This window comes from Herbaspirillum autotrophicum (assembly GCF_001189915.1).
GTDB lineage: Bacteria > Pseudomonadota > Gammaproteobacteria > Burkholderiales > Burkholderiaceae_D > Herbaspirillum > Herbaspirillum autotrophicum.
On the sequence record NZ_LFLS01000010.1, the window covers coordinates 44,280 to 56,246 of the forward strand.

General features: G+C 57.2%; 14 protein-coding genes and 1 tRNA gene. 10 read left to right on the forward strand and 5 right to left on the reverse strand.

Annotated elements, in window-relative coordinates:
- Positions 1-65 precede the first annotated feature (65 nt).
- The gene (locus AKL27_RS09920) at positions 66-1,187 is read right to left on the reverse strand and encodes a branched-chain amino acid ABC transporter substrate-binding protein (RefSeq protein ID WP_050462658.1); all 1,122 of its coding nucleotides are present in this window, start codon (positions 1,185-1,187) and stop codon (positions 66-68) included.
- Between the two features lie 215 nt (positions 1,188-1,402).
- Complete coding sequence (locus AKL27_RS09925; protein ID WP_198155932.1) at positions 1,403-3,001, reverse strand: methyl-accepting chemotaxis protein; 1,599 nt, start codon at positions 2,999-3,001, stop codon at positions 1,403-1,405.
- Positions 3,002-3,168: 167 nt separating this feature from the next.
- Here AKL27_RS09925 and AKL27_RS09930 point away from each other — a divergent pair, with 167 nt between their 5' ends.
- Together AKL27_RS09930 and AKL27_RS09935 are read left to right on the forward strand one after the other, a co-directional pair.
- Positions 3,169-3,414, forward strand: a complete 246-nt coding sequence (locus AKL27_RS09930; protein ID WP_050462660.1) for a helix-turn-helix domain-containing protein — start codon at positions 3,169-3,171, stop codon at positions 3,412-3,414.
- Between the two features lie 35 nt (positions 3,415-3,449).
- Positions 3,450-4,241: a phosphodiester glycosidase family protein gene (locus AKL27_RS09935; protein ID WP_050462661.1), complete on the forward strand. Its 792-nt coding sequence runs from the start codon at positions 3,450-3,452 to the stop codon at positions 4,239-4,241.
- Between the two features lie 180 nt (positions 4,242-4,421).
- On the opposite strand, the gene AKL27_RS27105 is transcribed toward AKL27_RS09935, so the two are convergent.
- Positions 4,422-4,682 carry a hypothetical protein gene (locus tag AKL27_RS27105; protein WP_083438970.1) on the reverse strand — a complete coding sequence of 87 codons (261 nt, stop codon included), beginning with the start codon at positions 4,680-4,682 and terminating at the stop codon, positions 4,422-4,424.
- A gap of 127 nt (positions 4,683-4,809) precedes the next feature.
- On the opposite strand from AKL27_RS27105, the gene AKL27_RS09945 reads away from it, so the two are divergent.
- Complete coding sequence (locus AKL27_RS09945) at positions 4,810-5,613, forward strand: M15 family metallopeptidase (protein WP_232310955.1); 804 nt, start codon at positions 4,810-4,812, stop codon at positions 5,611-5,613.
- A 29-nt stretch (positions 5,614-5,642) separates the two neighbouring features.
- On the opposite strand, the gene aroQ is transcribed toward AKL27_RS09945, so the two are convergent.
- The gene (aroQ, locus tag AKL27_RS09950) at positions 5,643-6,251 is read right to left on the reverse strand and encodes a gamma subclass chorismate mutase AroQ (protein WP_050462663.1); all 609 of its coding nucleotides are present in this window, start codon (positions 6,249-6,251) and stop codon (positions 5,643-5,645) included.
- A gap of 198 nt (positions 6,252-6,449) precedes the next feature.
- Here aroQ and AKL27_RS09955 point away from each other — a divergent pair, with 198 nt between their 5' ends.
- The 5 genes from AKL27_RS09955 to AKL27_RS09975 all read left to right on the forward strand — a co-directional run bounded on the left by AKL27_RS09955 (position 6,450) and on the right by AKL27_RS09975 (position 10,178).
- Positions 6,450-6,644, forward strand: coding sequence for a hypothetical protein (locus AKL27_RS09955; RefSeq protein WP_050462664.1), 195 nt, complete (start codon positions 6,450-6,452; stop codon positions 6,642-6,644).
- 438 nt (positions 6,645-7,082) lie between these two features.
- Positions 7,083-7,982: an alpha/beta hydrolase gene (locus AKL27_RS09960; RefSeq protein WP_050462665.1), complete on the forward strand. Its 900-nt coding sequence runs from the start codon at positions 7,083-7,085 to the stop codon at positions 7,980-7,982.
- A 203-nt stretch (positions 7,983-8,185) separates the two neighbouring features.
- Positions 8,186-8,608, forward strand: coding sequence for a hypothetical protein (locus AKL27_RS09965; RefSeq protein WP_157056875.1), 423 nt, complete (start codon positions 8,186-8,188; stop codon positions 8,606-8,608).
- A 137-nt stretch (positions 8,609-8,745) separates the two neighbouring features.
- Complete coding sequence (locus AKL27_RS09970; RefSeq protein ID WP_157056876.1) at positions 8,746-9,645, forward strand: DUF2145 domain-containing protein; 900 nt, start codon at positions 8,746-8,748, stop codon at positions 9,643-9,645.
- A 140-nt stretch (positions 9,646-9,785) separates the two neighbouring features.
- Positions 9,786-10,178 carry a hypothetical protein gene (locus AKL27_RS09975; protein ID WP_050462667.1) on the forward strand — a complete coding sequence of 131 codons (393 nt, stop codon included), beginning with the start codon at positions 9,786-9,788 and terminating at the stop codon, positions 10,176-10,178.
- A 131-nt stretch (positions 10,179-10,309) separates the two neighbouring features.
- On the opposite strand, the gene AKL27_RS09980 is transcribed toward AKL27_RS09975, so the two are convergent.
- Positions 10,310-10,386, reverse strand: a tRNA-Met gene (locus AKL27_RS09980).
- A 228-nt stretch (positions 10,387-10,614) separates the two neighbouring features.
- On the opposite strand from AKL27_RS09980, the gene AKL27_RS09985 reads away from it, so the two are divergent.
- Together AKL27_RS09985 and aat are read left to right on the forward strand one after the other, a co-directional pair.
- A complete protein-coding gene (locus AKL27_RS09985; protein WP_050462668.1) occupies positions 10,615-11,190 on the forward strand; it encodes an NUDIX hydrolase in 576 nt (191 codons plus the stop codon).
- A 15-nt stretch (positions 11,191-11,205) separates the two neighbouring features.
- On the forward strand, positions 11,206-11,952 hold the full coding sequence (gene aat / locus AKL27_RS09990; RefSeq protein ID WP_050462669.1) for a leucyl/phenylalanyl-tRNA--protein transferase: 747 nt from the start codon (positions 11,206-11,208) through the stop codon (positions 11,950-11,952).
- Positions 11,953-11,967 lie beyond the last annotated feature (15 nt).

Sequence of the window (11,967 nt, forward strand, 5' to 3'; positions counted from 1 at the left end):
CATACTTCAATGGGGCATTTTGCATAGTTGACGTCAGGTCGGACAACTACTGCAGCCGGATGAAATTACTTGGCTTCAGTTTTGGTTGCGTCTTTGTGCCACGTGAATACGACAAACTTGAAGGACTTCAGATCACCCTTCTTGTCGTACTCCACGGTACCAATCGGGGTCTTGAAGGAATTGGCATGAATGTATGCCGCCACCTTGGTCGGATCCGTCGACTTGGCGCCGGCAATCGCGTCGGCAATCACCTTCACGGCGGAGTAAGCCGGCATCTGGAACGGACCGTTAGGATCACGTTTCTGTGCCGCGAATGCCTTGACCAGCGCCGCATTGGCAGGATCGGCAGCGAAGTCGGCCGGCAACGTCACCAGCATGCCTTCGGATGCCGGACCGGCAATCGCGGTAATGTCCTTGTTACCCACGCCTTCAGGCCCCATGAACACGGCCTTGACGCCTTGTTCGCGCGCCTGACGCATCAGCAGACCCATTTCCGGATGATAACCGCCGAAGTAGACGAAATCCACGCCTTGCGATTTGAGCTTGGTGATCACTGCCGAGTAATCGCTGTCACCGGCATTGATGCCTTCAAATACGACGACCGGAATCTTGGCCGCTTCCAGCCCCTTCTTGACCGAAGTGGCAACGCCCTGACCATACGATTGCTTGTCATGCAGAACTGCCGCTTTTTTCGGCTTCAGTTTTTCCACGACATACTTGGCGGCAGCAGGACCTTGCTGGTCATCGCGGCCGATGGTGCGGAAAATGTATTTGTGCGGTTTGGCTTCTGTCAGTTGCGGTGCCGTGGCCGACGGCGTAATCATGACCACGCCTTCATTTTCGTAAATATCCGAGGCCGGAATGGTCGAACCGGAACACACGTGACCGATCACATACTTGATGCCCTGGCTGACGATCTTGTTGGCGACCGCAACCGCTTGCTTCGGCTCACAGGCATCGTCCATCAATACCACTTCAAACTTGTTGCCACCGGCACCGCCCGCAGCATTGATCTGCTCAATCGCAGTCAAGGCACCGGCCTTGACCATGTCGCCATACTGGGCAACCGCACCGGTCATGGGACCGGCAATCGCGATCTTGACAGTTTCAGCTTGTGCAACGCCGGCAAACGAAGTGGCAGCGGCAACAGCCAGTGCAATTTTGGTCAGACGATTCAAGGATTTCATCAAATTTCCTCCGGTTAATCTATTAATCTGTTCAACTTATTCGACAAGAACACATGCATGTGCTGCGCGGTCCGCTTCAAAAGAACGCATGATCTTTCCGATCTATCGCGTCATGGTGCAGGAGTGTAACATTTTCGTCATATACGGCGACTTTTTTTGCATATTGCCGGTTTAGCCATTTTTTTGCCCGCCATCAACACGCCTGCCCGCATGTTTCATCCACGCGCAAGCCTGAGCAAATTCGGCTCTCCCGGTCGCGCTGCGGGTGGCGGTGGCGAGGTCGCCTCGCTCAGCCGGAACAGCGCCACCATCTGCCACAGTTGGCCGGCCTGCTGCCGCAACGCGCCGGCGGCAGCCGCAGCCTGCACCACCTGTGCCGCATTGCGCTGCCCGGCATCATCGATCTGCATCAATGCCTGACTGACTTGCCGCATCCCGATGCGCTGTATCCGGCTGGCAGTTGCAATGTCGCCGACGATGGCCGTTACCCGCTCAGCGCTGAGCACGACCTGATCCATGGTTGCACCGGCCTGCGCCGCCAGTTGAGTGCCGCTGTTCACGGTGGCGGCCGAATGCAGAATAAGACTCTTGATGTCACGCGCTGCTTCCGTACTTTGTTGCGCCAACACCCCCATCTCGGCAGCCACCACCGCAAAACCACGCCCCTGTTCGCCGGCATGCGCCGCTTCGATTGCCGCATTCAATGCCAGGATATTGGTTTGACAGGCAAAGCCATTGATAACGCCGACAATGTCGACAATCTGCTTCGATGCCTGCTGAATCTCACCCATGGTGGCGACCATCTGCGCCGCCACGCTGCCGCCCTGCACCGCCACCCGCGCTGCCGATTGCGTCAGTTGACTGGCCTGCACCATGTGCTCCGCGTTTTGCCGGACGGCAGCGCTCAATTGCCCGACCGCCGCCGTTGTCTGCTCCAGTGCCACCGCCTGTTGCCCGGTGCGTTCCGACAAAGCCCGGTTGCCGCGGGCAATGGCATCCGAGCCGTCCCGCATTGCCTCGGTTGCGCCCCGCACTTCGGCAACAATGGTCAACAGACTCTCATTCATCGCGCACAAGGCCTGCATCAGTTGCCCGGTTTCGTCAGTGGAATTGACCTTGAGTTGCGCCGTCAGATCACCGCCGGCGATACGCCGCGCAAACAACACGGCAGCTCGCAACGGTTGCGCCACCACGCGCGCCACGCCGAATGCCAGCAACAGAGCAAGTGCGATGCTGCCTGCCAGCAAGCTCACGATCCACCAGCGGGCGCTGGCATGGGTGGCAGCCGCCGCACTGGCGGCGCTGATGCTGCCGCCTTCGTTGAGCTGACTCATCTGATCCAGTTGCGCATTCATGCGCTGATACAACTGCCGGGAATCGGTACGCATCAGATGGCGTGCCTGCCCGGCCAGGTTGTCGCCGGTCAGTTCCCGCGCCCGCTGGTAAGCCGCCAGATAAGCATCGAAATCGGCATGCAAGCGTGCCTGCATGGTGTGTTCTTCCGGCCGTGAAATCAGCGTGGCGTAGGTGCGGCCATGCTGTCGGAATTGCGCCAGTTGCGCTTCCCTTGTTTGAGCGAACAGGGCAAAATTGTCCGCGTCGTCGCTCAGCATGCCCTGCAACTCGGCCACCCGCATCCGCGCCAGAGTGGCTTTCATTTTCAGTGCTGCGCGCATGCTCGGCAACCAATTGCCGGAGATATCAGCAGCGGCCTGATTGACACGGCTCAGCTGCGTCATCGAAAACATGCCTAGACTGGCCGTCAACATCAGCACCACGACAAATGCCAGCAACAACTTATGTGCAATTTTCAAGTTATAAAACCATTGCATGACACCCTCCTTTGATTACCGGCTTCAGTCTCACCAACGTTCCGGCGACAGTGAATCCGGCAACTGTTCCGCGCAGGCGGCACGGCAATTGAACAGATCTCAAAATATTCCGAAATGGAATATTCCAAAGCGGAATATAACATGAGTCCATGCTTTACAATCCCCGATACGAAACGTTGCGACTGCAATTGCAGACTGTGCGCCAAGAAGCCGAATTGACGCAGACCGAACTCGCGCACAAATTGGGAAAGACGCAGTCGTATATTTCCAAAGTGGAAAATGGCGAACGTTATCTCGACATCATGGAATTTCTTGACTGGTGCAGTGTCTGTGAAGCAGACCCCTACCGTGTATTGCGCAAACTGATCCAGTCCGGCGCCGCCACCAAGACCTGAGTCACCCCTTTTTTCTGTACTGTATTTTGCTGCCCATGCGTTTATTTCCTTCTGTTTCCCCCTCCCGCTGGCTGTCACTGTTGCCGCAGGCGGGCGCCATCAGCGCCGGCCTGCTGCTCTGGAGCGTCACACCGTCGCCGGCTGATGCTGCTGAACTGCGGCAATACCGGATGCGCGAAGTGCAGATCAATACTTGCCAGATCGATTTGCAAAAGGATACGTTGCGCACCTACTGGAAAGACGATCAGGGAAAAGTGTTCGGTAAGTTTTCGCAACTGCACACCTGGCTGCGTGACCGCAACCAGCATATTGTCTGCGCGACCAACGCCGGCATTTACGACAAACAGTTGCAACCGCTCGGCATGTATGTCGAACAAGGTCGTCAGTTGCGCCGACTGAATCAGCGGCAGAATGCCTACGGCAATTTTTATATGCAGCCCAACGGCGTCTTCATGATTCTCGATGGCCAGGCAAAAATCGTTGATACCGAAACGCTTGCCGCCGATTTGCCGCGCTGGCAACAACAGGCGCGCTACGCCACGCAATCCGGCCCCATCATGTTGCAGAACCGCGTGATCAATATGCGCTTCGATCCCGACTCGATCAACGTCGCGACCCGCAATGCCGTCTGCACCCTCAATGAGAATCAGGTGATTCTGGCGATTGCCCGCAATCCGATTACGTTTTATGATTTCGCGGTATTCCTGCGCGACCGCCTTGATTGTGTCGATGCACTTTACCTTGACGGTAACATCTCGCGCATGTCACCCAGCTTCGATGAAGACCTCGGCCCGGCATTCGGCGCCATCATCGCGGTGATCAAATAGGCGACAACAAAACGACGGCGCAAAAAAAGCCCGCAAAAAAACTGCGGGCAAAAATCCTTTTTCAAGGAAGGTTGAAGGAACAGTTCAACCACCTGTATGAGTTCAATGTGGTGCTGAAAGTTCGCGCCTGAAGCCGATGCAAAACGCCCTGACGAACGCGGTCTTTCAGCACGCAACCGGTTACGGCTTCTTGTCTGCGCTGCCACCGCCATCGGCCGGTGCCGGTGTACTCGCACCGGGTGTGGCAGGCGGTGTCGTGGTGGCGTCAGACGGTGCCGGCGGCGGTGTCAGCGATGGCGGGCTGGGCGGTGCCGGCGTCACTGGCGGCGTAGTTGCCGACTCTGCCGGCGGCGGTGTTGCAGGCGCTTCATCGCGCTTGTTGCAACCCGCCAGTGCAGCGGTCAACATTGCAGCAGCAATCACGGTATGACGAATAATCATAGAGCCTCCTGAAAGAATTGTTGATCATCAATAGGTGTACCCTGAATTAGATGATCCCGGACTTGCATGTTCCCACCATCGCCATTGATACCCTGTAGGAAAATATCCCTTATTCATGTCAGCCTTCATGCATACTTTCAAACGCTCCGGCGTCAGACCCGGCTCCCTGTGCCTGGCCTTGTGCGCCTCGCTCATGCTGCACGCCAATGCCGGTGCAGCAGTCACGCCATTATCACAACAACAATGCACGGCGATGCAGCAACGCGACGTTCTCAGCGCTGCCAATCCGGTGCCCTGCCAGCGCCTGGCGCAAGTCACCTTTCGTTATCATGATTTCAACGGCAAGCTGCGCGACGATGGTCTGATCGTGGTACTCGATGCCGTCGCGCCGCAGGTACAGGACATTTTCGATGCGCTCGCTGCACAGGGATTTCCGTTGCGACAAGCGCGGCCGATGGAAGCATTCGGCGGCGACGATATTGCATCGATGACGGCCAATAACACCTCGGCATTCAACGGTCGCCCCATTACCGGCGGCAACGCCTGGTCCAAGCATGCCTATGGCGTCGCGATTGATATCAACCCGCTGCAAAACCCTTACATCAGCAGCCAACACGGCAAGCAAGAAATACTGCCGGCGGGCAGCACCGCAAGCCGGCGTGCGCCGCAACGCTCCGGCATGGCCGAAGCGGTGCGGAACATTTTCTTTCGACATGGATTTCTGATCTGGGGCGGCGACTGGAAACAGCCCATTGACTATCAGCATTTTGAAATTGGCAGCCGCAAATTCATTGCACAACTGTTGAACATGACACCGGCAGCAGCCAAGGCTGCCTTCGCCAGTTATGCCAATCAGTATCGCACCTGCATGTTATTGCACAATGATGACAACGATCAGGCGCCAGTGTGCGCGGCGCAAGTCCGGCAATGAACCATCGCAATCCCTGATTGCCGCCCGGCTCAGGGACGCGCCAGCAACACGCTGATCGCCTCGTTGCGCACGGCACCGGCGGCGTCGCCACGTATCAGTTGCCGCGCGCGCCGGGCGATCTGATCGCGCAGTGCGTCATCGGCACGCACAGCCTGATATACCGGCACCACGGCAGCAATCATCTGCGGTGTCAGGCGGTCCAGCAACGGCCGGATATCGGTCTTCAGATCCGGCACCTGCGCAAACGGCGGCAGTCCTTGCTGACGCCATTGCGCATGCAACGCATGCTGCAGAATTTTGCCGGCATCGAACTGCGACTGAAAGAAGCGGCGCATGAACGCCTTGCCGGCATCGTCGAACTTGCCGCCGGCATCCAGCGTTTGCATCAGGCCATCCAGAATTTGCCGTTCGCGCGCAGGATCATCAATCGGTGCGCCCGAGTTCCACTTGGCGCGGGCGACCATTGGCGCCACATCCAGCCGCTGCTCGATCAATACCAGCAAGCGATCCACGTCCGCTTCGTGATGCGCTGCCGGCGCCACGCCCGGGCTTTGGCAGCCGGCCAGAAACAATACCAGCATGCAGGCTTGCAGCAACTGCGAAAGATAACCACCGGGAAGTTGAGTACCTGATTTCATCGTGCTCCTTTCATGATTAACGCGTAACCGGGATGTCATTGACATCAACATAAAACACTTGTTGCATTCCGCTTTGCCATCCGCCACCGATGGTAAAGCTGTGTAAGTTTTGCGCCGCGCGGGCCCGGAGCGGGAACGTCTTCCCCTATACTTGACTCGTCCATTTCTGGACACGATCCGTTTTCCACAGGGGGCATCATGACGATCAGTACGATTTCATCCGGCACTGCGGCCACAGCGCTGCAATCAGCACAACAAATTCAGGCGCAGGACAAGAAAGCCACTTCCGATGCGTTTGCCAAGATCATGGCCAGCGCCAGCGCGGGCAAGCCTGCCGTGCCAACCATGGCAGATCAATCTGTCACCGGTCACGTCGACAGCAACAAAGCCTGAGTTGATGGTCCGGGTGCATCGGCATGGCCCGCCGCGATCATGCCGATGACAGCAATCAGGCGAGCCGCGCTTGCCTGATATCTGCATTGCCAGGCAACGCCAGCCGACGTCCGCGCCAAAGACATCAATCTATCGCAGCGCGTTTACAGGTGCAATGCATGAATGCGTTAACGACGAACATTTAGAATTAATACAAATATTTGTCCGTAATAAATCAATCCCCGCACGTTGCTAGCGCATCAGCAAAAAGCGATCACGCCCATTGCTTGCAAACGCATGCTGTGCGGCACCGCCCCATCTGAAGCAATACCCCGCCATCACCACTTCCTTTGTATCGCACCGGCGGCACCGAATTTAATCCCGATGCAGGAACCGCCTTGCAGTAAAATCTGTGCAGAAAAATCATGCCGTTTGGCATTCACTCCAAGAAAATTCTGCATGCGCTGCAACGAAGGTTTCTCAAGCCACAACAGACACGGCCCCCTCCTGCGCCGCAGACATGTATCGCTGCGCGCCTGGCTGTTGCGTGCAGTTGCCGGCACCCTGCTGCTGAGCACTTTGCTCGCTGGCTGTACCACGCCCGCGATACGGCCGGAAACATTGGCCGGGCCGGCGCATTTGCAGCGCACACAAATCGCCGCCGGTGATTTTGTGTTGACCGCGTTTTATCGGCTGCCGCACCCCGATCAGCCGCTGACCATTTATATCGAAGGCGACGGCCTGGCATGGCGCTCGCGCAGCGAACCTTCGGATGATCCGACCCCGCGCCAGATGACCGGCCTGACGCTGGCCGCAGCCGATCCCGGCAGCAACGTGATCTATCTGGCGCGCCCTTGCCAGTTCACGCCGATGGCGGCCAATCCGCGCTGCCAGGTTGATTACTGGACCGGCAAGCGCTTTTCTGAAGAAGTCGTGGCGTCGATGAATCTGGCCGTCAGCCACTTTGCACGCCAGGCTCCGGGACAAGCGATCCATCTGGCCGGCTATTCCGGCGGCGGTGCGGTGGCCGTGCTGATTGCCGCACGGCGCAACGACATTGCCTCGCTGCGCACGGTGGCGGGCAACCTGGACCATGCTGCCGTCAATCGTCTGCACCGGGTGTCACACATGCCCGCCTCGCTTAATCCGATCAACTACGCGCAACAAGTGGCGAACATCCCGCAACTGCATTTCAGCGGCAGCGATGACAAGGTCGTGCCAGCGGCCATTGCCCGTGACTTCGCGGTGGCTGCCGCCGGCAATTGCACCCGGACCCGCGTCGTGCCCGGCCTGACCCACACCGGTGACTGGGCCGCGCAATGGCCCGCATTGTTGGCCGTCACGCCTGCCTGCCAGTAACATGACAGAATCGTCACGACGAACCGCCGGCGATCACCGCCAAAAAATTGCCGTGGAAAAATAATTGCATTTTCACTCCCGCATTTTCACAACTTTACTTTTTCAAACGGATTTTGCGTAGATAATCGAGCCATTGAGTCACTCCATGTCGGTTAAATTAAATAATGAAAAATCTGAAGAAAAAATCTGCGATTCTTTTGATCATGGCGTCCCTGCTGCCGGTGGCATCGAGCTATGGCGCATCGTTTTCGATTTCCGTATCGGATAGCATCAGCAGTTCGCTGACTGCCATCTCCGACAGCCTCGGCAAAAGCAGCAAAGGTTCCAGCAACGCCGTCAAGACCGCCCAAGGCGATTACAAGATTACCGACATCGCGGCTGCCGACGGCCCTCACGCCCGCATGAAACTGGCGCTGCGCGCGCCCGGCGAAGATCGCGACAAAGATTTGTATCTGTATCTGCCGGTCGACGACTACAACCGCAGCAACCTGGGTGTCGGCCAAATCGTCAAGGCCGTGCCCCAGGAATATGGCGTGGCCTTCTTTCAGGAACTTACCAGGCAGCCATTTGCCGTGGTGCTCGCCGATAACTGGATCAAAGATCTGAACCCCAATCCGGTTTCCTGAAACCGGATGCACTCTGGCCGGCCCGACCACATCGCCGGGCCGGAGCCGGACAAATTGACGTCGACTGCCATTGTGACTCCCGACCTGCGACGACGCACAGACACGTCGCCGCAATCCATCGCATCGTGAATGCAAGCATGAAAAAAATCCTGACGGCTACCCTGCTGGCTGGCGCACTGATTGGCGGCCAGGCTTATGCCAACTCCTCCGTGTTTTGCGACCGCCAGGCCACGCTCAGCGCGGAACAAAAAAATCAGATCCTCAATTTCAGTACGGCAGTCAAAGACGTATTGAAAAAATCCGGCCGCGAAGCCGCCATCATTTCACGCTCAGGAACCGATCTCGAACGCTTTCATATCCGTTATTCGCATGCCGGCATCACGCTCAAAAAAAGTGAGAATACGGAATGGTCGGTGCGCCAGCTTTACTATGGTTGCGAAGAAGAAAAACCGAGCATCTTCGATCAGGGCTTGGCCGGTTTTCTGATGACTCACGATGACAAGCTGCCGTCTTACGTATCCATGCTATTTCTGCCGGCGCCACAAGAACAGCAGCTGGAACAGACTGCACTGAACAAGCAGACTGCATTGCAACTGCTCGGTCCCAGCTACAGCGCCAATGCCTACGCCTTTTCCACCGCATTCCAGAATTGCAATCAGTGGCTGATGGAATTGCTGGCCTATGCCTGGGGCGGTATCCAGACCGACAGCGATTTCCGCAGCAAGGCGCAGCAATGGCTCAAGGCCAACCAATACGAACCGAGCGCAATCGATGTCAAACATCGCTACGTCATCTGGGCCGGTTACTTTGTGCCGCTGATACACGCCAGTGATCACCCGCCGGAAAATGTCGACAAGAATATATTCGAGGTCAGCATGCCGGCGTCTATCGAACAATTTGTGAAGCAACGCGTTGCCAATACCGAACGCGTGGAAATGTGTCTCAAAGATAACCGCATCGTGATCCATCGCGGCTGGGATGCGATTGCCGACGGCTGTGTCGCCGGACCACATGACGAAGTCCTGTCAGCATCTTGAAAGCCGCTCGCAGCAAGCAATCCATCACGAAAAATATTTCAGGCAATCACGCGAAAAACCTAAAGATTCACCCCCTTCGCACCGATGTATCAGTTATGCATGCGTTGTGAACCTATTTCATTGCTACCAGCGAGAGCGACATGGAAATAAACAGCACCAACCTGCCGACCGATCTCCAGTTTGCCGAACGCGGTAATGGCAGCAGCAAAACGACCGCAGCATCGCCATCGACCACGGCGCCCATCAGCGCACCAATCAACGCGCCAAAGGAAGTCAACACTGACACCGTCAAACTCAGCGCAGCTGCGCTGAATGCCAGCAAGCAAGACCAGGCCGCCACCATCACCACTGGCAGCCATACCCACGACACAAAAAAAGAAGAGCCTTCAGCAGTGAAATCATTTACTTACGGCGCGCTCGGTCTGGAACGTCCCGAAAAAGAAACCGCCAGCAAACCGCCTGATGGCTACAGCATGGGACGCTGGCTTGCTGCCGGGATTACGGTCGGCACCATCATTTCAGTATTGATCTGACACCGACATGGCGACCGCTGCGTTGCGGTCGCTCAGTCATACGGTTTGCTGCGCGGCATTATTTCATTGCTTATCGCGCGTCATGCAAAAAGCCGTTGAGAGCTTTCGCTGTCAACGGCTTTTTGCGTATCTGGTTGCGGGGGCAGGATTTGAACCTACGACCTTCGGGTTATGAGCCCGACGAGCTGCCAGACTGCTCCACCCCGCGTCTGAAGAATGAGAGTATATGGCATTTCAGGGAATCATGCAAACGATTGCTGAAAGTAAATGCCCGGCAGGCTGTATATGACCCTATACCGTCTGTCGGTGCTGATCGCATCGTCCATATGTGAAATGCCCGGTGCTCAGTGATACACTTCTACCCGCGCCCGGCGTCGGGTGTTTTGTCCGGCGCGTCCTGATATATCGTGCACTTCCACATTGTCTACTGCCCTTTATGAAATTCTGTTCTGAATGCGCTCATCCCGTTTCTCTGCAAATTCCGGCAGATGACAATCGCCCGCGTTATGTTTGCGGCAACTGCGGCACGATTCATTATCAAAATCCGAAAATGGTGGTGGGGTCGATCCCGGTGTGGCAAACCGATGGCGAATTGCGCGTGTTGTTGTGCCGCCGTGCAATTGAACCGCGCCTCGGTTACTGGACATTGCCCGCCGGTTTCATGGAAAACGATGAAACCACCAGCGATGCCGCCAGCCGCGAAACCGAAGAAGAAGCCGGAGCGCGGGTGCAGTTGCATGAGCTGTTTTCCCTGATCAATGTGCCACACGTGCATCAGGTGCATCTGTTCTACCGCGCCACCTTGCTGGATCTGGATTACATGGCCGGCATCGAAAGCCTGGAAGTGGCGATGTTTACCGAAGCCGAGATTCCGTGGTCCGAGATTGCCTTCCCTACTATCGAATACACCTTGCGCGCCTTCTTTGCCGATGCCAAAAAGGTAGCGGCCGAAGGCGGCAGCTTCAGCTTGCATACGCAAGACATCCGCCGTTCCATGCTGCGCCCTGAATAAACTGCGGGAGCGTCCATGATTGCCTGGCTGGATAGCGACTCCCCCTTTCCCGACGTGTCACGGGCGCTGACTGATCCGGCCGGCCTGCTGGCCGCCGGCGCCGATCTGTCACCGGCGCGCTTGCTGGATGCTTACCGCCACGGCATCTTTCCCTGGTTTTCCGAAGGTCAGCCGATTCTGTGGTGGAGTACCGATCCGCGCATGGTGTTGCAGACCGAGCGCTTCATCATTTCCGACAGCCTGCAAAAAACCTTGCGCAAGATCGAACGCAGCCGCCATACCGATGGCCGCTGGGAGATTCGTTTCGATTCCGACTTTGAAGCCGTCATGCGCGCGTGCGCTGCGCCGCGCAAGCATGAATCCGGCACCTGGATTTCAGAAGACATCATTCGCGGCTATTGCGGCCTGCACCGCCAGGGTTTTGCCCATTCGTCGGAAGTGTGGCTGGAAGGTGAGCTGGTCGGCGGCGCATATGGCGTCAGCATCGGCCAGATGTTTTACGGCGAATCGATGTTCGCCCGCGTCAGCGACGGCTCCAAGGTAGCGCTGGCGTATCTGGTGCATTTCCTGCGCCGGCACGGCGTGCGCATGATCGACTGTCAGCAGGAAACCCCGCATCTGGCCTCACTGGGCGCGGCGCCGATCTCGCGCCAGGCCTTTCTGACACATCTGCGCAGCGCGATCCGGTCGCCCCAGATCGGCTTCTGGCATCCGCTTGATCTGTTCTCGCCCGACAGCGCCGGACAACCGCCTGCGCATTAAGCTTGCCGATGGCGC

Bases quoted from the DNA above. Each gene is read 5' to 3' on its own strand.
- AKL27_RS09930 (WP_050462660.1), top strand. From the start codon at position 3,169: ATGCTTTACAATCCCCGATACGAAACGTTGCGACTGCAATTGCAGACT.
- AKL27_RS09970 (WP_157056876.1), top strand. From the start codon at position 8,746: ATGAAAAAAATCCTGACGGCTACCCTGCTGGCTGGCGCACTGATTGGC.
- AKL27_RS09955 (WP_050462664.1), top strand. From the start codon at position 6,450: ATGACGATCAGTACGATTTCATCCGGCACTGCGGCCACAGCGCTGCAA.
- AKL27_RS09960 (WP_050462665.1), top strand. From the start codon at position 7,083: ATGCGCTGCAACGAAGGTTTCTCAAGCCACAACAGACACGGCCCCCTC.
- aat (WP_050462669.1), top strand. From the start codon at position 11,206: ATGATTGCCTGGCTGGATAGCGACTCCCCCTTTCCCGACGTGTCACGG.
- AKL27_RS09965 (WP_157056875.1), top strand. From the start codon at position 8,186: ATGGCGTCCCTGCTGCCGGTGGCATCGAGCTATGGCGCATCGTTTTCG.
- AKL27_RS27105 (WP_083438970.1), bottom strand. From the start codon at position 4,682: ATGATTATTCGTCATACCGTGATTGCTGCTGCAATGTTGACCGCTGCA.
- AKL27_RS09935 (WP_050462661.1), top strand. From the start codon at position 3,450: ATGCGTTTATTTCCTTCTGTTTCCCCCTCCCGCTGGCTGTCACTGTTG.
- AKL27_RS09975 (WP_050462667.1), top strand. From the start codon at position 9,786: ATGGAAATAAACAGCACCAACCTGCCGACCGATCTCCAGTTTGCCGAA.
- AKL27_RS09945 (WP_232310955.1), top strand. From the start codon at position 4,810: ATGCATACTTTCAAACGCTCCGGCGTCAGACCCGGCTCCCTGTGCCTG.
- aroQ (WP_050462663.1), bottom strand. From the start codon at position 6,251: ATGAAATCAGGTACTCAACTTCCCGGTGGTTATCTTTCGCAGTTGCTG.
- AKL27_RS09920 (WP_050462658.1), bottom strand. From the start codon at position 1,187: ATGAAATCCTTGAATCGTCTGACCAAAATTGCACTGGCTGTTGCCGCT.
- AKL27_RS09985 (WP_050462668.1), top strand. From the start codon at position 10,615: ATGAAATTCTGTTCTGAATGCGCTCATCCCGTTTCTCTGCAAATTCCG.